Raw genomic sequence first — 25956 nt, forward strand, 5'->3', positions numbered from 1 at the left:
CTAAGGTTTATGCTTGTAATATGAAAAACAGCAAAGGTGGTGAATTGGTTGAGTGATGAAATTACGATTAGTGAGCTGGCAAAGCTGATGAAAGTCTCTGTACATCAAATTCGATACTTCGAAGAAAAAGGGGTGTTACACCCTGCTTATATAGCAGAAAACCAATACAGGATGTATGGGGTAGATGAAATTTACCGTCTATCTCATATTTTATTGCTTCGCAAAATGGGACTGTCTGTTCAAATGATCAAGGAATGTTTGAGTAACCTGACAACCGTTCAAATCACATCATTATTTCGCCAAGCGTTAGCAGACACGGAAGCAGCCATCACTCAGCTTCAGCAAACAAAGCACCTTATCAGCAAGTTGCTGCAGGAGAAAGATCATATTCCACGTGATGAGGATCAAGTGACTTATTATATTGATACTCGTGAGGAGATTCACTTATCCCTGTGGTTCCATATGGAAGCGCAAGAGTACTTGCAAGCAAGGCAACTGATCCAACTTAAAGAAAACATTCCCAATTTATTTGAAGCCGACATCCATTATGCGTACGATGAGACGGACACCGTAGGAATTTATACACAAAAGGAGGGAGCGAACGATTTAGTTTTGCCTAGAGGAAAATACCTTTCTCGTCATGTATATGTACAAATTGAAACTGAACTCAAAGAACATATCAACGAATTTTATGCTTACGCAGAAGATCAGGGCTATCCCTATCACGGTCCACTTATTATGGTAGAAAAATCTTATTTATCTTTATTCACACCAGAAAAGCTTCATTATGAGCTGTTGTTACAAATGATCGATTAGGGGAGGCACACAGTGACAACTTCCATTCAGATAGAACCCGTTTGTCCCCAGTTTCATCAAGCTGTTGCTGAACTCATGGCTTATGGTTTTGGACACAAATTTCAAAAGATCACTTCATTGTCCATAACTGATCTGGCTTACGTATTTGAACAGTTGCTCAATCATCCGCCCATAGAAAAAAGTACTCTTCGAGTCATTGCACGTGAAAATGAGGAGATTGTTGGCACCATGTGCTTGAAATGGAAGGAAGCAGATAACAGAGCAGCAATAACAAGCGTTCGTGCCAATCCTCATTGGTGGAGCCACTGCAATAGAGTTGGCATGTGGAAACTGCTTCAGTTAATAACTGGTTTACATCTGCTGAAGCATACTCCTAAATTAGGCGAATGTTATGTGGAAGATCTGGTTGTACATCCACAGCACCAAGGCAAGGGAATTGGTACGCAGTTGCTTCAATGGGCACAGAAATATATGTTGCAATCCAAATCAATGTCATCTCTTAGCTTGCATGTGGCAAGTCAGAATCATCAAGCGATACAGTTATATGAACGCTATCAATTTCGCAAGCAGTATAGCACAAACAGCTTTCTGACCGGCCTGCTCTTAGGCGAAAACCAATGGCATTACATGATTTACAAAGGAGATAGTTATGTTTAATTGGAAAAAACGATACATCTCAGTTATTGTGGCAATCTTACTGATGGTTGGTGCAGGACTGTACATAGTCGATCAAAGTGATTTTGACATGGAGGAACAAACCATTGAAATTCAATCTCCACAGGGCAAGTTAACAGGTACGCTCACGTTACCCAGAAACCATTCAGGCAAGCTAGGTCTAGTACTGTTTATTCACGGTGACGGTCCGATAGACTCTACTCATGGTGAGGGATACAAACCGTTGTGGGAGCGACTGGCATCGATCGGGTATGCATCCTTGTCGCTAGATAAACGGGGAATCGGGGGTTCAGAGGGAAACTGGCTAGATCAAAGCATGGATGATCGTGTTGTGGAGGCACAGCAAGCTATTGCATGGGCGAAAGAACAATCCATCATTGATGATTCCAGAATAGGCGTATGGGGTGCCAGCCAAGCAGGCTGGGTGATTCCTAAGCTTGCTGGGAAAGAACATCTCGCCTTCAGTATCTTGGTATCACCAGCGATAAACTGGTTGGAACAGGGAGAATACAACACACGCAGCCAAATGGCGAAAGATGGTTATTCCACGGAGGAGATTCAAAATCAGGTCGATTATGAAAACCAGATTAAAGAGATTTTAAAGAAACATGGCACATATGAAGAGTACACCAAGATTGCTCGAGAGCATGATCTGATTTCCAAAGAACGCTGGAACTTCATAAAGAAAAATTTTGCTTCAGATGCCACGGCGGATTTGCATCATTTCAAAACCCCTGTACTACTTCTGCTTGGAGAAGAAGATGTGAATGTGGACATTGTTGATACAGAGCAAGCATACCGTAAAGGAATTCAGCCATCTTCCTTGCTTCATGTGAAAATCTTCTCTAATACAGAACATTCGATGTTACCAACCTCTATTGCAGGCTCGGAATGGAAACAATCACTACGATTTCTGTTTGCTCCGAGAAGCATTACAGTGGATGGGTATATGGATGAAATAGAACATATGTTGACCACTTCTTCCTTATAAAAGACGGTTTACGATCTCTTCGTATCACCAGATAGATAATTGTCATTTGGAAATGAAAGAGCAGGGTCAGGGAGCGCCCTTATCCTGCCTTTTTGCGTGTTATATGTTAATTACTGTGCCAAATGTTCCAGATCCGGCTGCAATTTGGTCCGCAAAACATATAACATGATGGCCCCAACTAGGAACGCCACGGCATCCGCAATAACGAGCGACCAGATCACTCCATGAAAGCCATTCATTTGATTAGCGATATACAATACAGGAATTAGTGTAATCCCTTGAATTATGGACATAACAAACGCGGCGGTTCCTTGGGCTGTTGCTTGGAAAATCCCCATAAACAAAGAAGTCATTCCTGTAATAAACAAGGATAAGAAGGTTACATGAAGAATGTAGCTACCCATTTCAATTAATTGCGGGTCAGTCGTAAATAAACCAATCAAGTGGTCAGAGATCAGATAAACAATAACACCGAACATGACGGCTAAGCCCAAAATAGCTTTGATCGTGAATCCAATCGTTTGTTTCATACGTAATTTGTTCGCTGTGAATGAGAAGGCAATCAACGGCACAACTCCCTCGCACAAGCCCATCAGAATAAATTCAGGGAATTGCAGTAAACGTGATGAGATTCCATACCCCGCAACGGCCTGATCCCCATATTCGACAAGAAAAAGGTTAAGAATAAGCGACATTGCACCCAAGAAGACACTCATAACAAAGACGGGAACACCGATTTTGAACACATTGCTCAGGATGTCCTTGGTCACCTTGAACCATTTCAGGGAGACGGTTAAGAATTGACTCTTATAACTCATATGGTAAGCGTAAAATGCACTCGCAACCAAGTTGGAGATGACGGTAGCAGATGCAACGCCAATCACACCCCAATGGAAGACAAAAATGAATAGTGCATCGAGGATAATATTTATAACAACACTGAGAATCATACCGGTCATAGAAGTCATTGCTGAACCTTCTGAGCGCACGATATTCTCCAGGGTGAAGAATAAGATGACGAAGGGTGAACCCATAAGCATAATCGTGACATACTCTTTCGTAAATCCGAAGGACTCTGGCGTTGCCCCCAGCCCATGAACGATTGGTTCAATCAGCGGGAGCCCAACGGCCATCACAATAATTCCGAGAACTAAACTGCTGTAAAAGGCAAATGAAGATACATGCTTCAGATCATCTACTTTTTTCTCTCCCAGCAAACGGGAGATGAATGTGCCGCTGCCTATACCAATTAAATTACCAAGGGCCATGATAACCGCGAATAAAGGTAAAGTTAATGCGAGTGCGGTTAACATTGCCGTATTACCCAGTGTGCCAAGGAAATAGGCATTCAAGATGGAGTAAATAACACTCATTGACGTGCCTAGCATCATTGGGACAGCAAAATGAGCTACGGCTTTGGCGATTGGTGCTTTTTCAAAGTAATGGAGGTTTTCTGCATCCATGTGGGTCACTACTTTCTTCGTTAATATTGATCTAATCTAACACCGTTAGATTGAGCCTTACAGTGTTAGATGTTATCATGAACTTATGAACCTGTAAAGCATAAACTTACACTGTTAGATTAAAGGGCGGATACCGATGAAAAAACAACAGCCTCAGATTTCGGAAGATAAGATTTTGGAAATTTCGTGGGAGCTTCTCGGGGAAGAGGGCATCGAGAAATTCAGCATGAGACGCTTGGCAGACAAGCTGGGGATTCAGGCTCCATCTCTATACTGGTACTTCAAGAGCAAGCAGACGCTCTACCAGCGTCTGGCCAACCAGATATCGAAAATTATTCTGGACGAGTTTCATACTGAAGGGGACTGGAAGGAGCAGATGGAGGGGCTTGCGGTGACGGTACGGAGTGTGCTCAGCAGATACCCGTGCTCCACACAGCTCATGATGATGACGTTGCCCCATGAACCGGACATGATCCGCTTCACCAACCGCATGTTGCTCTGCATGGAATCAACACCGCTAGAGCAAGAGCAGAAATTACAAGCCGTTCTTACACTGGTCAACTATGTATTCTATTTCGTTCTGGATGATTATCAGCATCAGCGCAATATCTCTGCTGTTATTAAGGACCAGGAAGCACTTCAGGGTGAAGAGATGATCCACCTTCTGGATTCTATGAGTGAGAAGGAAGCTGGACTCTTTAGCAGGATGTATAAGAACGGTCTGTTTGAGGTGATGGGAACCGACGGAGCTTTCGAGTTCGGCTTGAAGCTTATTTTGCTCGGGATTGAACAAGTCATAAAGAAACCCACCGAGAATTAAACTCCGGTGGGTTTCTTCTTGTACTCACGTTAATCCCTTTATCAGTCTAAAATTTAGCCTGAATTTCTTTTAAAAACAAATCCGCAGCAGTCGAAAAGACCTGATGTTTTTTCCAAACGATATTTAAGCCAGATTCAAGTCTTGGCTCTAGAGGTCTGAAGCAAAGATCGCTTTCACTGGACGTATTCACTATTTTATCTAGTGTTAATGCATAACCAATGCCTTCTTCAACCATAATGGCAGCATTATATGCAAGATTGTATGTAGTAACGACGTTTAATTTGTCAAAATCTTCGCCAAACCAGTCCGCAAACTCATTTTTTGAAAATGTCTGCTTCATTGACTGTCGTGAACAGATCAGTGGAACATGTAATAAATCTGTAGATCGAATCGTATCTTTGGAGGCGAGTGGACTTTCTTTTCTCATGACCACTCCCCAAACATCCTTGTCGGAGAAATTGATATAGTTATATTTGGAGACATCCGCTGGCTGGATTAGAATACCGAAGTCAAGGAGCCCCTTGTCGAGCCGCTCAGTTACATCATCTTCGTTGCCGCTGTATAGGTGATAGCGTATATTGGGATATTTATTCTGAACTTCTTTTGCCACTCTTGCAATCTGTTTCATGGCTTCCGTTTCTCCACCGCCTATATAAATATCTCCACTTATGGTTTCTTCCATGGATTCAAATTCTGCCTCTAATTTATCGACCATACCCACAATTTCTTCAGCCCTATTTCTTAAAAGCATACCTTCATCTGTGAGAACAATACTGTAACTACTGCGAATAAATAATTTCTTTCCCAACTCTTGCTCGAGGTCTTTCAATTGTCTGGACAAGGTGGGCTGCGTAACATGCAAGAAATCAGCAGCGCGTGTAATACTTCCTTCTCTGGCGACCGTAAGAAAATAACGCAATACTCTAATCTCCATCGTAACTCCTCCTTTATCCTTTATATTCTACAATAAACCTTACAGAAATGCCTTTCAAGCATAACTTGTTATAAGATATGAGTATTTGCTATGTGGTGTAAAAACGCTAAACTAAAAAGCAAGGCAACTGGAGAAGAAATTGAAAGGAATGAATGATATGGATAAGACAAAAGTATGGTTTATCAATGGCGCTGGTCGAGGTATGGGCACAACTATTGCTAAGGCTGCTTTAACTGCTGATGCAGAGCAGAAAATTGCCAACCTTCAGACAGAGATCAATGCTTACCGGGATCTCTCTAAATCCATGGCATATGACAACTAAACGAAATCACCTGCTTGTATTCATTCTGACCTTTGGTGTATTCAGTATTTTAAATACGGAGATGGGCGTAATCGGAATCTTGCCTTTGATTGCAGAACATTACGAGGTCAGTATCTCAACCGCTGGTTTGATCGTGAGTCTTTTTGCGCTTGCGGTTGCTATATCTGGCCCCATTTTGCCCTTATTATTTTCGGGCATGAACCGCAAGCATGTCATGTTGTTTGTACTTGGCATTTTTATTGTGGGCAGCCTGGTCTCCGCCATCACATCAAACTTTACGGTATTGGTCATTGCACGTGTCGTTCCGGCTTTTTTCCATCCGGTCTATTGCTCATTGGCATTTACGGTCGCAGCGGCGTCAGTCCCCAAGGAAGAAGCGCCGAAGGCAGTGGCTAAAGTATTTGTAGGCGTGTCGGCAGGCATGGTACTTGGAGTACCCCTTTCGAGCTTGATTGCCACCAGCACATCGTTGTTCTATGCGATGTTGTTCTTTGCCGCCGTAACGATCGTTGCATTTGTATCAACACTTCTTTTTGTGCCCTCAATGCCAGTTACGAAAAGAATCTCTATGGGTACTCATCTGTATGTATTGAGAAGATCCGTGATGTGGCTATCCATTGCTGGCGTGATTTTCATGAACGGAGCTGTATTTGGGGTCTATAGTTACCTTGCCGAGTTTCTGAAAACCGTGACAAGATATGAGTGGAACACCGTCAGTGTGTTGTTATTTCTATATGGCTTGGCCAATATGGTTGGGAACATGATAGCAGGGAAACTGCTCGCTAATTTCCCTTTAAGAACGATCAAGATGTATCCCATTGCATTAATAACGGTATACATCTTGTTGTTCACCTTCGGACAATTCAGTGTACCAACAGCCTTCCTTATTTTCATTTGGGGGACCATAGGAGGCATAGGAGGCAATATCACTCAATATTGGGTGGTATCGGCAGCACCAGAGGCACCCGAATTGTCGAATGGGATCTTTCTAACCTCTTCCAACCTGGGAACAACACTTGGTGCTAGTGTATGTGGACTAATCGTAACTGGAATAAGTACACAATATATTGTAGTTGGAGGAATCATGTTCCTTATCTTTAGTATCGTAACGAATTACTTCAGAATCTCCATGACTGGCCGATTCGAGGGCTCCAAAGTTGAAGGATAAGAGGCGGATGTAGTGATAGCCGTTATACATTACCGTTTCGGCATTTTGCTCTCATCCATATACAATAGGTTCCAGCGGTGACCGTCCAGGTCGGCAAATCCCGCGCCGTACATCCAGCCGTCTATTTCACTCGGCTTGCCAAAGATGCTTCCTCCGGCAATCTCTACTTTTTGAATAAAAGCATCAACTTCTTCTCTGCTGTCAGCACCAATGGAAAATATCACTTCTGCGCTATGGGAAGTATCTGCGGTTTTAGCACCTGTAAATTTCTCAAACGTTGCATCCGGAAACAGGAGAATCGTTGTTGAGCCTATGACAAGCTGAGCTCTCTCATTGCCAACATTCTCCCCATGGAATCCAATCTCATTGAAAAAGGTAGTGGATTTCACAACATCTTTCACCGGCAGGTTCATCCAGATTTTTTGTGACATGGCAGTAGCCTCCTAGAGTATATTTTCGACACTCTTACTATACTCTACCTCAATTCAAAATTACATAATCAGTTCAAAATCCAAACCAAAAGAGCAATCTCCAATGAGGTTGCTCTTTTGGTCATGACTTATTTTGCCTAACGGTGTATACGCAGTTTCTTCCTCCGGCTAGAATGTATTCTCCCCGTTCAATATGAACATTATCGCCTAGAACTGTTTTAAATAAATGTAACTCATTCTTGCATAACCCGGTACATACCGCGGCCGCTTCACAGATGGGGCAATGCTTCTCAATGAGTAGGAGACTGCCATCATCCTGCTCCTTAACCTCGGCCATATAACCTTCATTGGTACGAATTTCGGCCAATTTCTCCAATCTTTCTTTAACTCCTGATGAATCACCAAGATGCTGAAGATATTGTTCTTGCATATTTTTATTTCGAACATCCAGCAGCTTGTCCAGCCCTTCAGTACCAAAAGCCTCTTTCATCGAATTGATGAGGCTGACGGATAAATCGGAATATCCACTTGGGAAAAAACGATTAGCCGCGGGAGTTAATATCCATAACTTGGTGGGGCGACCCATGGGACGGGCCTCTTCCATAGTGGTAACCAACCCTTCTCCTTTTAGCGCATTCAGATGTTGACGAATAGCCATTCCGGATAACGAAAACTGAGAGGAGAGAGTGACAACATCCATTCCCCCGCGCTCTTTTAACAGATTAATAATTGCTCTCCGGGTACTGGTCGAGACATCTTTTTTGGTTTGATTTCCGCTCATGGTGCACCTCCTTGTGACGAACTGAATCTACATGACTAACTACATTTTAAACAAAAATGTTGACAAAGTCAAAGCCGAACTGTAGCTTAGACATTATAAACAAAAATGTTTACTAAGTATCCGGATACGATGTATACATACCAATTTTCTTGGAGGTCACATTTCATGTCGTCTAATCATCAAAGTATTTTCAGCCCGCGTTATTTTGCACTAACCATAGGGATTATTTTGTCAGTGATGGCCGTTGGATTCGAAGGTTTATCCGTCACCACCATTGCTCCTTCAATTGCTGGAGACTTGAACGGCCTTAGCCTGTTCGGATGGATATTCAGTACCTATCTGCTTGCGCAGATTATCGGAACGCTGGTCGTCGGTCGAATCATTGATAAAAGAGGACCTGCAGCACCGTTCACTTTTGCACTTCTGTTGTTTATCCTAGGGCTGATCGCTGCCGCAACCGCAGGCGACATGTATACCATGATAGGATCACGGGCTCTACAGGGTTTGGGTGCCGGAGCTATGATGACTTGTGTGTATACAGCTATATCGTTAAGTTACCCGGATGAGTTACGTGCCAAAATTCTTGGAGCATTTGGTACTGCCTATGTTCTTCCGTCCATGCTCGGTCCATATGTAGCAGGAGTTATCGCAGATCAGTGGTCCTGGCGCTTTGTTTTCTGGGGGATCTTACCTGTGCTGGTGGTTTCAGCATTGCTTAGTTTACCTGCCTTTAGGAAATTGAAAGTGCAGAAGACGGGAGGGGATAGCGGATCTTCATCCACTTGGATGGCGTTACTCTTAACGTTGGGTACAGGGATTTTCCTGGTTGGTCTAAGTAGGCTTCCGAGCATTATGGGATTTGTTTTAGTCGTGATTGGCCTGGTATTGATGATATTTCCTCTCCGTAAATTGCTACCGAAGGGAACACTTACGTTGCTCAGAGGAATGCCAGCTATTTTGGCAACACGTGGATTGTTCTTCGCTGCCTATACTAGTACACAGAATTTCTTGGTATTGGCTCTAATCGATGTGAAAGGAATTACACCTTCTCAGGCCGGATTAATTGTGGCGAGTGCAGCATTAAGTTGGTGTATCATTGCGTATCTGCAAGGACGGTGGGATGCGGCAGATCAGGGCAGTGGACGTCATATGAGAATTATTCTTGGCGTATTGTTACTTGCCATAGGGATTGCCATCGTATTTTGGGTACCTGTTGTGACCGTTACCATTGCAGTTATTGGTCAGATCATTGCAGGAGTTGGTATTGGATTGGCGCATCCGATTAGTGGTGTTGTCGCATTTTCCCAAACGGGGGAAGAAGGCGTGGGCCAAACCTCGGCAAATCTGCAATTTGCAGATTCTTTTACACCTGGTGTAGTGATCGGCATTGGTGGTTCCATTCTTGTCGTGTGTCAGGCTGGCGGTATGTCACTTCAATCCGGCTTAATTGTAGCCATGGGTTTCCATCTCTTGTTAATCATCACGAGTATCATTGCCAGCACTCGGATCTCACCACGAAGATGAATAAGGAAGTGGGTGTACAGACCATTGCTCACTGAAGATCCGAATAAACTATTTACAGCTTATCGCATCATCGGAACGAAATGGACGATCCATATTTTATGTGCTCTGTCTCAAGGCCCGAAGAGATTTGGTGAAATATTCGATAACATTCCTTCCATTTCCGAAATGATCCTCTCCAGACGTTTAAAGGGTCTTCAACATGATCATTTGGTCAAAAGAACAATACGAACACGCCCTACACAAATTATTTATGAACTTACGCCAAAAGGAGCTGCTCTTGCAGCATTCATACCCTGTCTAATGGACTGGGATACCAAATTTCAAAATGATACCACCGGGAGGAATAAAGATGATCATTGAGGTCAGTGATACAGCATCGGACAAAATCGTTGAGATCTTATCAAGTGCGGATATCCAAAATGCCTTTCTTAGAGTAGGCGTTGATGAAGGGGGATGCAGTGGTTTATCTTATACCCTTATCGTGGATGAACAGCAGGCAGAAGAAGACATTGTGTTAAATAAAAAGCAATTTAAAATATTGGTTCACGCAAACAGTATTCCATATATTGATGGTCTTGAGATTGACTATGAAGAGAGCGGAATGTTAGGTGGATTCACCATGAATAATCCAAATGCCAAAGTTTCGTGTGGATGCGGAGCCAGTTTCAGAATGGCCAATTATCGTGGCGAAGTGAAAAAATGTGATTAATGTAGGAAGGAGTGCAGAGCAATGATTTCATTTGTAGTATCTGAACAAGCAATTGATTCATTTAAGAATGAATGGGAATTGGAAGAGGACCAATATGTAAGGATTTACGCAAAATATGTCGGAGGAGGCTCCGATGCTTTTACAATTGGCATAAATGCGAGTGCTACACCGGTCGATCCCGCATTGGTTCAATCCATTGGAGGATTTCATTTCTTTGTTGAAAAAACAGATGCCTGGATCCTGGAGGATGAACTTCTCCAAATTGACTGTAATGAACATGGCATATTTTCAAGCAAAATCTCCTATTGAACATGGGAAACCCTATTCTAGACCATAATCTTACTTTTTAAACATTTAACTTTACAAAGTATAACACTTCATGTATATTCAGGGAGTAAAAAGGTTTATTTTACCATAATACCCATCAAATTATGGAGGTGTGGAAGACAAACAACAATCAGATTGGGATTTTTGATGCTCAGTACAGGGCGCCTACAATTGGGATTATGCTGGTTCTGGCAACCGTAGCTTTTGAAGGACTGGCTATCACAACGATTGCCGCGAAAATGGCACAAAGTTTAGATGGCATTCATTTATACGGTTGGATCTTCAGCGCATTTTTGTTATCTCAGCTTATTGGAACTTTGGTTATGGGTCAGCAGATTGACAAGCGCGGTGTTTTTACATCTATGCTGATATCTTTTAGTGTTTTTGTATTAGGAACTGTGGTCTCCGCTATTTCTTTCGATATGCACATGCTTATTGCCGGAAGAGCCCTTCAAGGTTTTGGAGCAGGGGCCCTGATCACATGTGTTTATACCTGTGTGACGTTACATTATCCAGATACGCTTCGTACTCAAATCCTGGCCGCATTCTCCATGGCATTTGTCCTGCCTACCTTAATCGGACCTTATGCAGCAGGGCTTATAGCTTCCTACATCTCGTGGCGATATGTTTTCTGGATCGTTTTACCCTTGATTGGAATAGCGCTCAGTCTCACATTCCGTTCTTTCCGTAATTTGCAGCTTCAGCAAGATCTGTCAGGTCCAGCGCGAGCAACCGACTCAAAGATTATGTATGCGATTCTGCTTGCGGTTGGAACGGGGCTGTTACTCACAGGACTTGGTATGATAACCGATTGGAAAGGCATAGTACTCACTTTGGCTGGATTAGTCATCATGATCCAACCAATGCGTAAATTGCTGCCAGTAGGGACTTTTTCGGTAAAAAAAGGATTGCCTGCTACTTTGGTATCGAGAGGGCTATATGTTGCTTGTTATTTTACAACGGAAAGTTTTGTGATCTTGGCGCTAACCGAAGTGAAGGGGTTATCAGCTGACCTTGCTGGCCTCATCGTAGCAGCAGGTTCTCTGAGCTGGTCCGCCGCAGCGTGGTTACAAGCCAAGCTTGATGCACGAGATCAAGGTCGTGCCCGAAAGGGTAGGGTCATGACGGGCATTGGGATTATGATCGTTGGAACTGCACTTGTGATCCTGGCTCTTATTTTGACGGACGGCGGGATTATACTCATCCTTCTCTCACAAATGATTACAGGGTTCGGTGTTGGATTGGCCAACCCTACAACAGCAGCCATTGCTTTACAACATGCCTTGCCCAGGAAAGAGGGAGAAATGTCTGCGAATCTGCAATTTGTGGATTCCTTCTATATGGGCGTAAGCATTGGCGTTGGTGGCGCTCTGATTGCCTTGTCCGAAACGTTACAGTGGGGCATATCGACAGGTGTTTTGATCGTGTTAACACTGCAATTATTATGGGTCTTGTTAAGTTTCTTGGCATCACTACGAATTACCAAACTCGTTCATCAAGAACATCATCCAATCAACCAAGTGAAGGATAACATCTCCATGTAACGGATGACGACCGCGTCGTTAAATACATCATGAAGAACGGGGGGACTAATTGCATCGGGAGGTGGGTAAGATGGCACGTGTATTAGTAGTCATTACTCCAGCTGAAGGACATGTGAATCCATCGTTAGGATTAGTTACTCAGTTGATAGACAATGGTGAGGAAGTCATCTATGTGTGCACGGAGGAGTACCGTTCCCGAATTGAACAAACCGGTGCCCAGATCATTACCTATCCGTTTCCACAAGATGCCTTCTCTCATGATCCGGTGTTGAAACCCCAAGAATACAAGCATTCTTATCAGTTCATTTATATGATGGTAAGCGGTATTATCCGGAGGATCATCCCCAATGTGCTACAGGTGATCGAGGATCAAAAGTTCGATTATATGATCTTTGATTCCCTGATGGGATGGGGAGGGACTATTCTTGCAGAAAAACTGGGAATTCCTGCGGTGTGCTCGATTGCGTCCTTTGCTTTTGTGGAGCCTCTGGGATCTAGCTCAGTTCTGAATGAGACGGAGACGAAGGAGCTTTATGAGGCTACGATGAAGATCACAACGGAGTTAGCTGAAGAGCTTCAAGTGAGTATTCCAGCCATGGAAGAGATTCCGGCACATACAGGTCAGTTAAAGCTCGTGTACACCAGCCGTTATTTTCAGCCGCAGGCAGAAAAGCTGGATGATCGTTTTATTTTCACGGGTCCTTCGATCATAACACGTCAAGATGCTCCGACCTTCTCGTTTGAGTTGCTTCGTGAACGGTACCCGCAAACCGTGTACATTGCTATGGGTACGATTCTAAATAAAAATTTGGATTTCTATCAGCTTTGCTTTGAAGCATTAGGGGACCTACCCGTGAATGTTGTTTTATCTTCAGGAAAATACACGGATATGGAGCCGCTGGCTGATCAAATACCTCCTAATTTTATCGTGAAGCCATACATTGCCCAGTTGGACATGTTGCAGCATACCGATGTTTTTATTACACATGCTGGAATGAACAGCACAAGTGAGGCGTTATATTATAACGTTCCAATGGTGATGATTCCATTAACATCGGATCAGCCTCTTGTCGCCAATCGGGTACAGGAGTTGGGCGCGGGTATTACTTTAAATAAACATAATCTCAATGCAACTAATTTGAGAGAGGCATTAACAGAAGTACTACACAATTCACTTTATAGACGGCAGGCTTACCTGATTGGTGAATCTTTAAGGCAGGCTGGCGGTTACAAGCGAGCCGCTGAAATGATTATGAGTCATATGGGTTCAGGCCGGGGGAGTTACACAATTTAAATGGTTTTCCATTCAAAGTCGCTTAATAAGCGGCTTTTTTTGGTTTTAATAGTCTTAAGACTTGACCTACAGTTAACTCTATGTCTTATACTCGATTAGGCTTGCAAATTATAAAGGAATTGGAGATTTTATTTATTATGGCGAAGAGCACGAATTGGAATGTTTTTGGACTTGCAGTACTACTAGGTTTATTTTCTACATTAGGTCCATTTACGATTGATATGTATTTACCGGCTTTTCCGGAGATTGCACAAAATATGAATACAACGGCATCACTTGTACAATTTAGCCTTACTGCTTGTTTATTAGGACTGGGTGTAGGACAACTCGTTATGGGTCCTTTGAGTGACGCGTACGGTAGACGTAGACCATTGTTGATCTGTATGGCAGCCTACATTATTTGTTCCTTGGCATGTGCTTTTGCTCCGAATATCGGACTATTGATTTTGTTTCGTTTCACGCAAGGATTTGCGGCTTCAGCTGGAATTGTCATTTCCCGTGCGATAGCTAGAGATCTGTATAGTGGACATGAACTCACTAAATTTTTCTCTTTGCTTTTGCTTGTAGGGAATTTGGGGCCTTTGGCAGCACCCATCGCGGGAAGTGGGGTTCTTTCATTCACAACCTGGATTGGCGTGTTTATCTGCCTTTCATTCTTGGGAATTTTCTTATTAATCATGACAAAGTGGAGCTTAAAAGAAACACACCCCGTCGAAAGACGTATAGTTCCTGACTTCAAACAGCAATTGGGTAATTACAGAATGCTTCTGCGTGACCGCAAATTTGTTGGTTACATGCTGGCACAGGGAATCATGACGGCAGGGGTCTTTGCTTATGTGGCCGGAACCCCATTCATTTACCAAAATATATATGGAGTTACACCCACAGTATTTGCTATATTATTTGCTTCAAACGGAATCAGCTTGATCATCGGATCTCAAATCGTGGGTCGATTGGCCAAACGTATCCCTGAGCAGACGCTGCTATTATCGGGACTATGGCTTGCTATAATAGCAAGTGTGGCTGCTTTGGTCGTAACCCTGGCTCATGGTCCACTTTTCGCATTGGTGATTCCATTGTTCTTCTTCGTATGCTCGATCGGCATTACATCTACAGCGGCATTCCCACTTGCCATGGAGAGTCAAGCTAAGATGGCCGGAAGTGCAGCAGCACTGCTCGGCGTTGTTCCTTTTCTTCTGGGTGCACTGGTTGCTCCTCTGGTCGGCATCGCGGGTGAGGACACTGCCGTCCCGTTAGGACTCACGTTATTAATGACCAGTATCATTGCGATTGTTACTTATTTCCTACTCGTTAAAAACGTCCCGCAGCATACACCTAATCATGCCCAGTCTAATGCTGACTTCTAGTATAGAAGGAACAGCTCGCCAAGCATTGGCGTGAGACATGAATGAATATGATTCCATTACAAGTCGCTAACACAGCGGCTTTTTTTGGTTTTCCGTACTGCCCCCTCAGCCTGAATTCAGGTAAGGCATTGTTAGATAATGGAGAGACTAGGGAGGAGGGGATGCTCACTGCTTCATTTGGAATAAGCTTAATCTCTCTTGTACAGCATCCAGAACTTCTTCCGGAATCTCCTTCACCTTGATATCTTCTCCTAGAAAAAGCAACCAATTGGTGATTTCGGTTAACTCTTCTGAGTTATGAACATTCATAAATGCCTTTAGGAGAGCCGTAGTCTGGTATGGATTTGTATAGGCAATTGAAAACTTTAAAGGATGGTATTTTTTGAATTGCGCAATTGCCTTTGGACCAAGTTCCAGAACAAGGTTGATAACTTCTTCCTGTGTATTTCGTTTGAGTTGTTCTACAATCTTTTTTGTACTCAGTCTTTTTTTCGCCGGGTATGCTTCGACATGGATGAGGTTGTCAACGGATACGATTCGTCTTTTTTCTTCCTCCAGGTCAAAACCTTCAATGATCCAATGGCCTTTTTGATGATGAAGGTGCAAGAGAACGATGGGATAGGACTTTGTTTTCTTCTCTTCTTGGACAGTAACTAACAAATAACGTTCTATAAGAAGAATTTGGATGAGTTTTTCCAAGGTAGGGTGAGGCAGGTCTGATAGATCAAGCAAGTCTGGATTATGGGGATTGGTCCCTTCAAAAAGCAATATTTGATTCAAATGCACAAGGTCATCTTGCTGATTTTCTGAGATAAGGCCCAATAATTTTTCAGCCAAAGATTGACGACTCTTTAGATAAGGAAGCTGTTGATTTCTTGTCGCCATAAAGGCAATGAATAACGCTTTGATTTCATTATCGGTAAACCGTACCGTGGGCAGGAGGGAGTTGTTCATGACAAAATAACCCCCATCCCGCCCAACTTCAGCGACAAGTGGCATTCCCATGGCTTCAATTTCTCTGATATCTCGAATGGCTGTCGAACGAGAAATATTAAATTCTCGCATGATTTCAGAGATGGTAAAGTGTGCACGGTTATTGATATACCGCGTGATGGTATTAATGCGTTCAACTTTTTTCATTGGGCCCCCTAAACAGTATCATATTCTGACATGATTTAAGGTTATTATAAACCTATCAAGTGAAAACACAAATCAATTGAAAATTGAAAGAGGACGGTGTAAACCATGAGTAATTATCACTTCGAAGAAAAAGAGAGCTTTATCGTGTTAGGTATTGGAACGGATCTTAAGAGTGACTATACAGACTATGTTGGCATCAGCAAGGAGAAGGCGGATTTTTGGTCCACGGTGAAAGAGGATGGAAGCCTGGACAAACTAAAGTCTCTGGCAACAAACGACTACATTTTTGCCGTAAACGAAGCAGTGAATAACCAGATGATGCATTATGCTGGTGTCATGACAGAACAATCTCTGCCAGAAGCAACGAGAGTAATCCAATTTCCTAAGGGAGAATACCTTGTTGTGAAGGGCGAAGCTGAAACGGCTGATGCGCTCAATAATATGCTTACTGGCATTGCCTTTGGTCAAGCCCTCCCCGTAGAAAAAGATTATGCCTATGTTGGCGGTCCAAATACAACAGTTGAAATGGGAGAGAAAAACGGTTTGGTATATGGTGAAATGTGGATTCCTGTTGTAAGGAACTAACGAGCAGGGGAGATTGGATAGTCGGTCGTATATCGTTTAAAGTCACGAACATAGTACTATTAAAAGCCGCTAATGTAGCGGTTTTTATGTTGTTCATTAGGAGCATAATCATACATGAAAACAGCAGATCACTAATAAAATAGATGAAAGGAAGAATTATGGAAGGGAGCAGTCTGAGTGAATACTCGTCTCGCTGAAACAACTATTTGTGGGGAGTTCCATATCAATTCAGCAACCATAACAGAGGTTTTAACCCTGTGGTCAGCATCTTCAACCTTAAACGTACATGGTACAGTAAGTATTTATAATCATAAACAAAGTAATTCATCTGTCTTTTTGAACATAATACATAATGAAGGAACGTGTTCGCTTCCTGTTCTACCGGGTAACACCTGTGCTTTTAGCTGTGCCGGAATGCATCATATTGAAGTGGAGATTGAAAAGAGCTTAAACAATATTGCAAGCGGTACATTTGGAATAGATATATACTATCAGGTTCTAAATGGAGAAGAAGATGAGGAATAGATGGAAACAAAGTTGGATTAGCCCGAACCACTACTATCTCCCCACATATATTTATAGAAAGAGTATTTTTAAGGAGGTTCATTAATGGCTCAAATTGGTAATTGTAATAATACGGTTTCTCCAGCGGTGGTAAACGATGCCGTATGTACTACGATAAGTTTGTCAGATACGGGTGGGACACCAACAATTATATACGAAAATTCCTCAACGTTTCTGATAAACGGAACTATTCTAATTGAGAATAACGGAGTGGGGGCTTCACCCACCGCTGCTTTGCTTATTGACGGTGTTCAAATTCCTGGTTTTGTCGTAGCCCCAGGTAGCAGTAGATCTTATACTGCACCAACAATTAATTCTATAAGTCTCATTGGAGCCGGTGCGGGAACAACAAGTATCAAAATTGCGTTCTCTTTGAATTACAGATTCTAAGTATAGGATATTTAATGTGAAATAATCCCTTCTTTTATAGGAAGTGGATTCTTTTTTTAGTTCGATGTCTAGTGATTATCATTTACTAGATTTAGTATTCCTCAAATATGTTATCATATTCTTTGTAATGACGGCTTCATTCGAGAACAGCTAAGTAATAAGCATTTTTTATTATTTACATAAAGTCAATGGAAGGCAGGAGATATAGCAGTATGGTCACGCTGATACTTTCGCTCGTTATGATTATAAACATATTACTCTCAGCGGTATTTTTGTTTTTTGAAAGGAGAGACATTGGTTATACTTGGGCCTGGCTCATGATATTTTACTTCATTCCTATTTTAGGTTTTATCGTTTATCTCTTTTTGGGACGTAACCTTAAAAAGAAAAATTTCTACGGACTTTCAGTTGAAGAGAGAAACTCCCTAAAGTTAATTGTCGAGAACCAGTTAGTGACATTGAAGGAGCAACGTAAGGAAAACAACCCCCTGCTCATGAAATATGCTGACCTGATTCAATTGAATCTCACATCATCCAATGCAATCCTAACCAATGACAATGAGATATTCATCTTCGATGATGGACAAGAGAAATTTGATTCATTATTTGCTGATATCAAGGAAGCCAAGAAAGAGATTAACATCCAATATTACATTATTCAACCGGATTCCTTAGGGAAGAAATTACGAGATGAATTAACTATAAAAGCTAAAGAAGGCGTAAAAGTGCGAGTTCTCTATGACGAAATTGGTTCAAAGAAACTTTCATTGAAGTTTTTCAGAGAACTGATCTCTGCCGGTGGAGAAGTAGAGGTCTTTTTCCCGTCACTGATTAGGCCATTAAATTTCCGTATGAATAATCGAAATCATCGAAAACTTTGTATTATTGATGGGGAGATTGCTTATATTGGCGGATTTAATCTGGGAAATGAGTATCTAGGCATGGATAAAAAGTTTGGATACTGGCGTGATACACATTTTAAAATGCACGGAGATGCCGTTAATCATATTCAAGGCAGGTTTATTTTGGATTGGAAACACGCCAGCAAATCCGATCAAGTAAGTTACGAACAATACTCCTTCAACACAGCAAGGCTTGATGGTTCAAGTCCAGTTCAGATTGTGTCTAGTGGCCCTAACTCACAGGTGGAACACCTGAAGAATATGTACATCAAGCTTATAGTAAATGCCAAAAAGAGTGTGTATATTCAAACGCCTTACTTTATTCCTGACAGCACTTTTATGGATGCATGTAAAATCGCACTGCTATCCGGGGTGGATCTGCGCATTATGATTCCCAATAAGCCCGATCACCCGTTTGTATATTGGGCGACTTGGGCGTATGCTGGTGAATTATTGGACTATGGAGCCAAGATTCTGTTGTATGATAATGGATTCTTACACGCAAAGACCATTGTAGTAGACGAAGAAGTCGCTTCAGTAGGGACGATGAATATTGATTCCCGGAGCTTTAGGTTGAATTTTGAGGTGAATGCAATTGTATATGACGAGCGAGTTGCGAAACAACTTCAAGAATTGTTTCATCAAGATAGCCAGTTAAGTACAGAACTTACTTCTGATCGTTATAGAAACAGGTCCCTTATTATAAAATTTAAAGAAGGAATATCACGTCTTCTTTCACCTATTTTATAGGTCAGCTTCACTGCCGATGTTATACTCAACCAGGCACGATAAAACTTTTCACTGAAGTGCTTCTTAACGACTAGAGTATTAGCAAATCCTTCTTTTTAAGTCAACAGTTAAAAGCTCTCTTCCAAATGGAAGAGAGCTTTCCCAATTGTACGACAGCATGTTATTAATTTAAAACGCCGCTGCCGACTATTGTAACCTTTACTTCCGGATGAAAACGAACTTGGGCATATTCTTTATTCCAGTTTAGGCTTTTCCATAAGTCCGGGTAATGGGCAATTAAATGTCTGCCAATACCGAAGGAATCACAACCACTTTGCTGAAGTGTCTTGATAATTTGTTCTGCGTCCTGAGTCATGTCATCGGATAACTGGCTGTTCAGACGTTCAATCGTGTCTTTTTCCTGAAGATGATTCATTGCATACTCAACGATCGTTACTGGAAGTTCGATACGGAGGTTCACATCAATTTGGCTATCACTTGCTACCTTTACCGCGAGTTTGCGCTTAATTTGTGCGATATTTGCTTCATAAGTGACATAGTTCCGCGGGTTGTTGGAAGGCCCTGGGTGGACCTTTTTGACAAAACGCGCTGTTTTATTCCATTTCCCACTCATAATAATGTATAGAGGAGCCTGTTCGGTAGTAAGACTCCCATTGAACCTTTGCCCATGAAACAGGGCGATTCCCCGAGCATCAATCTCCTCTCCATCCTTATATAGATAAGGCAGCGTAAAATCCTGTCCCGGATCCAGCATGGGAGGGAGAAGGGTCTCTAACGTCATTTCCGGAAAAATACATAATTCCTCCAGACTCTTAATTTTTTTGGTAATAAAATCACCAATCAATATGCTGCCAACTTTTTTTTGGTGTAACAGATCTCCGGCATCGCCATCCACAATTGCAATTTTCACATGTGAGGTTGGGTAATCGGGTTCCCGATATAAGACGTCCAGGTAGGGATAGATATCATTTTGTGCGAGTTTGTTGCCGTATAAGATCATCCCATATTTGAAAAACCGGATATCACCAGTCACTTTAGCGCGAATTCTATCTGTACTTTGACGGACGGATCTCCCGGTGCCTGAGTGGACTTCATTACCGCTGCTCCCTTGTTGACTCTCAGAATCATCGACAATTTCAAGCGTCTGTTTAATTTCACCCTCTGAGGTGATGTCAAACGCCGAAGCATTAGCCAGTCTTGCATCTTTTAAACTATCCTGATCCCAACATCCCGTCATCACCATGAGCAGGGTCAGCAGGATGAGGATTTTCCCCCGTTTACTCATATCATCTTCTCTTTTCGTTTCATTATATAAGATAGAACCAACAGGAGCAGAGGCAGGATCATGAGAAAAAAGTATGCCGATCTGTTGGCTATCGTACTAATTAACTCAAGTTTTTCCTTCTGTTGTGGCAGATAGGCAATTATGCAAGAAGCAAGAACGACATAAGGCACCGCTTTTTTATGGTGTTTTTGTTTGAAAAGATAACTTATACCATAGGATGCCGTATAGTAATAGCCACATATGGCCCCAAAAATGGAAATTAACCAGATAGGGAGGAACAGGAAATCGGCCCGATCCATTGTTCCGAGTGGGATAGAGCGGAGCAGATATATGACCGGTTCAGGCATTAAGTCAAGTTGCTGGGGGCTGAACGCCGTTGAACAAATGAACACGGTGAATGCATACAACAACACAACTACAGCACTTGCTAGAGCAACAGACTTGAGTTTGCCACCGCTGCTACCTTCAACCATAGGAAACACAACGAGAAAAAACTCGAATCCAAACATAGCCATTAATGTTTCGGTTGATCCACTAATGATATTGGGCCATCCTGCTTCGGTTAAAGGCAAAAGATATAACAGATTGACTTCCTTGAGTCCATAACTGATCAATACCATCATGGGCAAGACCAAAAAGGAGATGAGTACCAGTACTCGGGCAATGATTCGTAATTTTTGTCGAACCAAATAGATACTGCTGAACAAGAAGAGGGCTAATATAGCCCATCGAGGCGTATCCTGCAGCATCCAGCGGTTAATCACACTGTAGGCGTTCACCAGAACAGAAGTACCCATTAACAGGAAATATCCAACGTAGGCAATGATCAGTAACTTGCCAATCCATTTACCCGTAATCAGCGTTACAATGTCATAAATGGATGAACTCGGGAATCTTCGCATCAAAAGCCAGCATAACAATATGACAAGTTGGATCAGGAACCCTCCAAGGAATACAGAGATCCACCCACCGCCTTTAGAGATAAGGTGTATACGGTAAGGGAGGGACAGAATATCTACACCGATCTCAAATTTCAAAATGAGCAAGAATAATTGTCCCCGAGTGATTGTTGTTTCCTTATTCACGTTTTTTCCAACTCCTAGAGAACTTCTGCTGATTCAGCCGCCGCGGGCGGGCATCATGAGGACGCCCGCGAAGCGCCCAGATGGGGAATCGAATCCATACATCCTTCATGTCAGCTAATCGGAAAGGGGCCACTGGAGCAAAATAAGGCGATCCGAAGTTTTCCATCTTACAGAGGTGAATGGTTAGAATCACCAGACCAAATGCGATGCCGATATATCCAAAAAGCGCCGCTCCAATCATCATTGGAAAGCGGAGAATACGGACTGCCGAACTCATCTCATGCGAAGGCACCAAAAACGACGAGATAGCAGTTAGTGAAACCACAATAATCATTGTATAGGAGACAAGCCCCGCACGAACGATAGCATCTCCGATAACCAATCCGCCAACGATGCCGATGGTCTGGCCCACTCGGCTGGGAAGTCGGACCCCGGCTTCTCTCAATACTTCAAAGATCAGTTCAAGCAGCATTGCCTCTACAAGTGCAGGAAAGGGGATGTTCTGCAATGATTTCTTGATTGTGTGTGCCAGCTCGATCGGTAAAATAGCAGAGTGAAAAGAGATGGTAGCAATATAAACAGCAGGTAATGTAAAAGCAATGACAAAACTCATCATGCGAATTAACCGTAAAAAGGAACTGACAATCCAGCGACCATGGTAATCATCCGGACTTTGATAAAAAGCAAAAAACGTAACTGGAGCAATAAGAGCTGAAGGACTTCCTTCGGCAAGTATGGCGACACGTCCTTCCATCAAGTTGGCAATAACCCGGTCAGGTCTTTCTGTATTGAGCTGCTGGGGAAACAGAGAGAAGGGGTTATCCTCCATAAACTCTTCAATAAAACCTGGAGCGAGCACCATATCTGAAGATATGGACGTGATTCGCTCTTTTACTTCGTTCACTAACTCCGGATTGGCCAAGTCCTGAAGATATACAACTGCAATTTTGGTATGTGTCTTCTCGCCGACGTTAAAATATCGAACGATTAGAGATGGACTAATAATTTGTCTACGGATCAGATTCAAATTAACCGAAAGCTGCTCTACGAATCCATTGTGCGGCCCTCGAATAACGCCTTCATTCTCCGGTTCGGTTGTGCTTCGGACATACATTTTCTCGGTAGAAAGAATGTAAAACTCCGGGTACCCATCGATTATGTAAAGACATTTCCCTTGAATAAGTGAATCTATTCCACGTTGCAGATCCGTATCTTTTCGACTTTCTAAAGTGGTGAACGATGGGTAGATTTCCGAATGAGCTTGGCTATTCAATGCTGTTAAGACATGTGTTTGAATGATCTCCTGATCTGCAAGTGAATCGATATAGAGAAGCACACTCTGTACACCATTAAGTAGAAGCTGTTGTTGTTTCAAATCGTCAGTACAGTAGAGGGACTGTTCCACATAAGAAATATTCATTTTTAATTCAGAAAAAGCCTGATTGGTTGGGGTCATTGATCCACCTCTTTATAAAATGCGACATGGATTATCTTGTGCAAAATCAAGACTATTATGCAATAGGCGCTTCTTATTCAAAGAACTTATAACCAAACATTGAAAAAAAAGTTGCACAAAAATCCATAATTTACAATTCAATTAGAAACTTTTTCCTAAATCTAGCGTCTAATACTATGACTTTTTGAGGGGTTATACATTACTAGAGAGTAGAAGGAGCCAAAGACAACACATGAATATGAAGAAGAAATTATCCATTTTTACCGCTTTAGCCGTTTTCCAAGCATTTGCAGTCGGTTCTGTGAGTGCGCAATCAGCACCGCAAGGTGACACCGCGTCAGTAAACACAGCCAATGTAGAATCAGTTGAGGTGTTACAGCAAGAGCAGCCGATTGCAGAGCGTGAAGTGAAGACGGAGAGCAATAACAAATCTATCAATACTCCGCCCACTGAAGCCAAGGACACTCAAACCTCAACCGGCACTGAGGCAACACCCAAAACAGATATCGAGAAACCTGCATTGGATGGGGGAGAGACCCCTGCAAACGAAACGGGTACAAAACCTGTAGTTCAAGAGGAAACCCCTGAGAAGGTTGAAACGCCAGCTACGCCTGCTCAGATAGAGCAACCATCCGTTGATGGGACGTCTCCTGCAGTAGCAGGTGGAAATCTGACGTTGTACATGAATAGCAACAAAATGGAACAGGATGGAAAAACGTATCTTGCTGGACAGCCAATGGCTGTAAAAAATGGTGTATCCTATGTTGCAATCCGTGCGCTGGTTGACCGTGTGGGATATGGCGTCAAATATGATAACAAAACCAAGGAAACCATCATTATTAGTGGTGAAGATGAACTCCGATTCAAAACTAACAGCAAGGACTATACGGTAAATGGAGAGACCAGAACGATGAAAGGCCCTGCTTATCAGCAAAAAAGTACATTCATGGTGCCGTTAACTTCCATTACTCAAGCTCTGAACATCACCTATAAAGTGAATCAGTCGGCTAAAACGGTTGTTTTGAATCTTAATACAAAACCTGTTGCAAGCTTTACCATTTCCCAAAAGGAAATTTTTGCGGGTGATCAAGTAGACTACGTGACTTCTTCCAGTTCACCTAATGGAATGGATATCGTTGACGAACGCTGGACTGGTCGCCAGGATTCATTTGATCAAGCAGGTACATATACGATTTCATATCAAGTACAGGATTCCAATGGTCAATGGAGCGATCCCTATTCAACTACGATTGAAGTTTTGGCTCCTAATCTTCCTCCTGTAGCCATGTTCGCCACGGATAAAGAAGAGTATAAAATGGGCGAAAAAATAACATACACAGACCAAAGTACAGATGATGAAAATAATATTGTTAAAGCGGCGTGGGAGAACAATTCACTTGCGTTCTTTGAACCGGGTCCAAAAACCGTGACTCTTACGGTAACTGACAATCACGGTGCTACGAACACGTACTCCAAAGTCATCACCATAACCAATGAGACCTTATATTCATTTACCGATTTTAATTTACTCTTCACGCCGGTAGGACAGAAGTTCACCTTTAACGGCGGTGAAGTGACTACGATGGAGAAAGTGCCTTATACGTACATGGATGAGCCAAGTTTGCTGATCCGCAGTAACAGTCCGGAAACTGTGAATACGGAAGGCATTGTATATAAAGAATCATCTTCGGGGCAGACCCGTTTCATGATTCATCACGTGAACAATACAGGTAAAAGAGTAAAAATGTATGTGATTGCAACCAATAACAATCCAAATCCAGCGGTATTTGAACAACAGAATATGGGCTTTGCCGGACCTACTCCGTATGCTACCGTAGCTGGGAAATTGTCTATTGATAAATGGTTCAAGTCGATTCAGACTGGAGCGGATCAAAAGAAAGAGTACCTTCAACCTGGGGAAAGCAAACTCATTTTGACCGAACTTAATAAAACGCCGATGAAAGAAGGACAAGTCATCTCTCTCTATTCGGACGCTTATAGTGATTATTCCTTAGACTATAACGTTATCCTGGTGGAAGAAAATAAAGATCCGTTCGAAGCTCTGCCATTGCTACCTGTGCTTGATCGTGACGGAGTGCACAACCGTGGTACGTACCCGAATGCGACTCGCGTTATAAAGTACGATGAGCACGTGGGAATCAAACCTGCCCGTCTGCCACTTGGTGACAATTCAAGCGATCCCAATCTGGTAGGAACAGATCCGATGGCTTACACAGACGCATCCAATGCGGGTAATTTCGGCGTATTGTACAAAATCACGCTGACCAATGTTGCACCACGTACGCTTATCTCCTTTAACCCTCGTGGAGGGAAGTACTCCGGAGTAGCTCTGGTGAACAATCAGTTGGTATCGATTGCCGATGGTAACGTTGCGGTTGCCAATTCAAGTGAACAAAGCGTGCTTTACCGCACCGGGTCAACTGGAGAGAGCGTAACCATTCTATTCTCTGCCGCGCCGGGAAGCAACCTGCCGGTCAATCTGCTCTTTACACCACTCCCATCGGAGAAGTAATGTAGGTTTCTCTTATAACGAATGGTTTGGTGGCACTTTAATCATCGACAAAAAAGACTCCATATGGAGTCTTTTCTTTTCACAACTTATTTCTACTAAG

General features: G+C 42.6%; 25 protein-coding genes. 17 read left to right on the forward strand and 8 right to left on the reverse strand.

What is annotated here, in order from left to right; genetic code table 11:
- Window positions 1-48: 48 nt before the first annotated feature.
- The 3 genes from MHH25_RS15635 to MHH25_RS15645 are packed head-to-tail and all read left to right on the forward strand — an operon-like array spanning window position 49 to window position 2482.
- Window positions 49-816: a MerR family transcriptional regulator gene (locus MHH25_RS15635; RefSeq protein WP_152683053.1), complete on the forward strand. Its 768-nt coding sequence runs from the start codon at window positions 49-51 to the stop codon at window positions 814-816.
- A gap of 12 nt (window positions 817-828) precedes the next feature.
- On the forward strand, window positions 829-1473 hold the full coding sequence (locus MHH25_RS15640) for a GNAT family N-acetyltransferase (protein WP_340017470.1): 645 nt from the start codon (window positions 829-831) through the stop codon (window positions 1471-1473).
- Window positions 1466-2482, forward strand: coding sequence for a CocE/NonD family hydrolase (locus MHH25_RS15645; RefSeq protein ID WP_340017471.1), 1017 nt, complete (start codon window positions 1466-1468; stop codon window positions 2480-2482). Before MHH25_RS15640 ends, MHH25_RS15645 begins: the two co-directional genes overlap by 8 nt.
- 110 nt (window positions 2483-2592) lie before the next feature.
- On the opposite strand, the gene MHH25_RS15650 is transcribed toward MHH25_RS15645, so the two are convergent.
- A complete protein-coding gene (locus MHH25_RS15650) occupies window positions 2593-3945 on the reverse strand; it encodes an MATE family efflux transporter (RefSeq protein WP_340017472.1) in 1353 nt (450 codons plus the stop codon).
- Between the two features lie 136 nt (window positions 3946-4081).
- Here MHH25_RS15650 and MHH25_RS15655 point away from each other — a divergent pair, with 136 nt between their 5' ends.
- Window positions 4082-4765 carry a TetR/AcrR family transcriptional regulator C-terminal domain-containing protein gene (locus MHH25_RS15655; protein ID WP_036671320.1) on the forward strand — a complete coding sequence of 228 codons (684 nt, stop codon included), beginning with the start codon at window positions 4082-4084 and terminating at the stop codon, window positions 4763-4765.
- A 46-nt stretch (window positions 4766-4811) separates the two neighbouring features.
- Here the strand turns inward: MHH25_RS15655 and MHH25_RS15660 are convergent, their stop codons facing one another.
- Window positions 4812-5699, reverse strand: a complete 888-nt coding sequence (locus tag MHH25_RS15660; RefSeq protein WP_100527888.1) for a LysR family transcriptional regulator — start codon at window positions 5697-5699, stop codon at window positions 4812-4814.
- 157 nt (window positions 5700-5856) lie between these two features.
- On the opposite strand from MHH25_RS15660, the gene MHH25_RS15665 reads away from it, so the two are divergent.
- The gene (locus MHH25_RS15665) at window positions 5857-6021 is read left to right on the forward strand and encodes a hypothetical protein (protein WP_156946122.1); all 165 of its coding nucleotides are present in this window, start codon (window positions 5857-5859) and stop codon (window positions 6019-6021) included.
- Entirely contained in the window at window positions 6011-7189 is a 1179-nt protein-coding gene (locus MHH25_RS15670; protein ID WP_340017473.1) for an MFS transporter, read from the forward strand. The genes MHH25_RS15665 and MHH25_RS15670 overlap by 11 nt, the downstream gene beginning before the upstream one ends.
- Before the next feature lie 29 nt (window positions 7190-7218).
- On the opposite strand, the gene MHH25_RS15675 is transcribed toward MHH25_RS15670, so the two are convergent.
- Together MHH25_RS15675 and MHH25_RS15680 are read right to left on the reverse strand one after the other, a co-directional pair.
- The gene (locus MHH25_RS15675; RefSeq protein ID WP_336757993.1) at window positions 7219-7620 is read right to left on the reverse strand and encodes an extradiol dioxygenase; all 402 of its coding nucleotides are present in this window, start codon (window positions 7618-7620) and stop codon (window positions 7219-7221) included.
- Between the two features lie 121 nt (window positions 7621-7741).
- Window positions 7742-8401 carry a metalloregulator ArsR/SmtB family transcription factor gene (locus tag MHH25_RS15680; protein WP_340017474.1) on the reverse strand — a complete coding sequence of 220 codons (660 nt, stop codon included), beginning with the start codon at window positions 8399-8401 and terminating at the stop codon, window positions 7742-7744.
- A gap of 165 nt (window positions 8402-8566) precedes the next feature.
- Between MHH25_RS15680 and MHH25_RS15685 the strand changes: the two genes are divergently transcribed.
- The 6 genes from MHH25_RS15685 to MHH25_RS15710 all read left to right on the forward strand — a co-directional run bounded on the left by MHH25_RS15685 (window position 8567) and on the right by MHH25_RS15710 (window position 15166).
- On the forward strand, window positions 8567-9925 hold the full coding sequence (locus MHH25_RS15685) for an MFS transporter (protein ID WP_340017475.1): 1359 nt from the start codon (window positions 8567-8569) through the stop codon (window positions 9923-9925).
- A 349-nt stretch (window positions 9926-10274) separates the two neighbouring features.
- Window positions 10275-10634 carry an iron-sulfur cluster assembly accessory protein gene (locus MHH25_RS15690; protein WP_017688344.1) on the forward strand — a complete coding sequence of 120 codons (360 nt, stop codon included), beginning with the start codon at window positions 10275-10277 and terminating at the stop codon, window positions 10632-10634.
- 21 nt (window positions 10635-10655) lie between these two features.
- Window positions 10656-10943 (forward strand): Fe-S cluster assembly protein HesB, encoded by a 288-nt coding sequence (locus MHH25_RS15695; RefSeq protein ID WP_339176703.1) that lies wholly within the window; start codon window positions 10656-10658, stop codon window positions 10941-10943.
- Window positions 10944-11065: 122 nt separating this feature from the next.
- A complete protein-coding gene (locus tag MHH25_RS15700; RefSeq protein WP_340017476.1) occupies window positions 11066-12505 on the forward strand; it encodes an MFS transporter in 1440 nt (479 codons plus the stop codon).
- A gap of 70 nt (window positions 12506-12575) precedes the next feature.
- Window positions 12576-13799 (forward strand): macrolide family glycosyltransferase, encoded by a 1224-nt coding sequence (locus tag MHH25_RS15705; RefSeq protein ID WP_076327546.1) that lies wholly within the window; start codon window positions 12576-12578, stop codon window positions 13797-13799.
- A 137-nt stretch (window positions 13800-13936) separates the two neighbouring features.
- Window positions 13937-15166 (forward strand): multidrug effflux MFS transporter, encoded by a 1230-nt coding sequence (locus MHH25_RS15710; protein ID WP_340017477.1) that lies wholly within the window; start codon window positions 13937-13939, stop codon window positions 15164-15166.
- A 165-nt stretch (window positions 15167-15331) separates the two neighbouring features.
- Here the strand turns inward: MHH25_RS15710 and MHH25_RS15715 are convergent, their stop codons facing one another.
- A complete protein-coding gene (locus MHH25_RS15715) occupies window positions 15332-16306 on the reverse strand; it encodes an HTH domain-containing protein (protein WP_340017478.1) in 975 nt (324 codons plus the stop codon).
- A gap of 105 nt (window positions 16307-16411) precedes the next feature.
- On the opposite strand from MHH25_RS15715, the gene MHH25_RS15720 reads away from it, so the two are divergent.
- The 4 genes from MHH25_RS15720 (at window position 16412) to cls (ending at window position 19497) form a co-directional block, all read left to right on the forward strand.
- Window positions 16412-16891: a GyrI-like domain-containing protein gene (locus MHH25_RS15720; RefSeq protein WP_036671335.1), complete on the forward strand. Its 480-nt coding sequence runs from the start codon at window positions 16412-16414 to the stop codon at window positions 16889-16891.
- Window positions 16892-17068: 177 nt separating this feature from the next.
- Complete coding sequence (locus MHH25_RS15725; protein WP_156946123.1) at window positions 17069-17416, forward strand: S-Ena type endospore appendage; 348 nt, start codon at window positions 17069-17071, stop codon at window positions 17414-17416.
- A gap of 84 nt (window positions 17417-17500) precedes the next feature.
- Window positions 17501-17845, forward strand: a complete 345-nt coding sequence (locus tag MHH25_RS15730) for an S-Ena type endospore appendage (RefSeq protein ID WP_036671336.1) — start codon at window positions 17501-17503, stop codon at window positions 17843-17845.
- 212 nt (window positions 17846-18057) lie between these two features.
- Window positions 18058-19497 (forward strand): cardiolipin synthase, encoded by a 1440-nt coding sequence (cls, locus tag MHH25_RS15735; RefSeq protein ID WP_253508632.1) that lies wholly within the window; start codon window positions 18058-18060, stop codon window positions 19495-19497.
- A 163-nt stretch (window positions 19498-19660) separates the two neighbouring features.
- On the opposite strand, the gene MHH25_RS15740 is transcribed toward cls, so the two are convergent.
- Genes MHH25_RS15740 through MHH25_RS15750 form a run of 3 tightly spaced genes read right to left on the reverse strand, consistent with a single transcriptional unit; the run spans window position 19661 to window position 23323 of the window.
- Entirely contained in the window at window positions 19661-20782 is a 1122-nt protein-coding gene (locus MHH25_RS15740; protein WP_340017479.1) for a Ger(x)C family spore germination protein, read from the reverse strand.
- Entirely contained in the window at window positions 20779-21867 is a 1089-nt protein-coding gene (locus MHH25_RS15745; RefSeq protein WP_340017480.1) for an endospore germination permease, read from the reverse strand. The genes MHH25_RS15740 and MHH25_RS15745 overlap by 4 nt, the downstream gene beginning before the upstream one ends.
- Entirely contained in the window at window positions 21860-23323 is a 1464-nt protein-coding gene (locus MHH25_RS15750) for a spore germination protein (protein WP_340017481.1), read from the reverse strand. The genes MHH25_RS15745 and MHH25_RS15750 overlap by 8 nt, the downstream gene beginning before the upstream one ends.
- A 232-nt stretch (window positions 23324-23555) precedes the next feature.
- On the opposite strand from MHH25_RS15750, the gene MHH25_RS15755 reads away from it, so the two are divergent.
- A complete protein-coding gene (locus MHH25_RS15755; RefSeq protein ID WP_340017482.1) occupies window positions 23556-25856 on the forward strand; it encodes a stalk domain-containing protein in 2301 nt (766 codons plus the stop codon).
- Window positions 25857-25956 lie beyond the last annotated feature (100 nt).

The sequence above is a fragment of the Paenibacillus sp. FSL H3-0457 genome (assembly GCF_037981725.1).
GTDB lineage: Bacteria > Bacillota > Bacilli > Paenibacillales > Paenibacillaceae > Paenibacillus > Paenibacillus amylolyticus.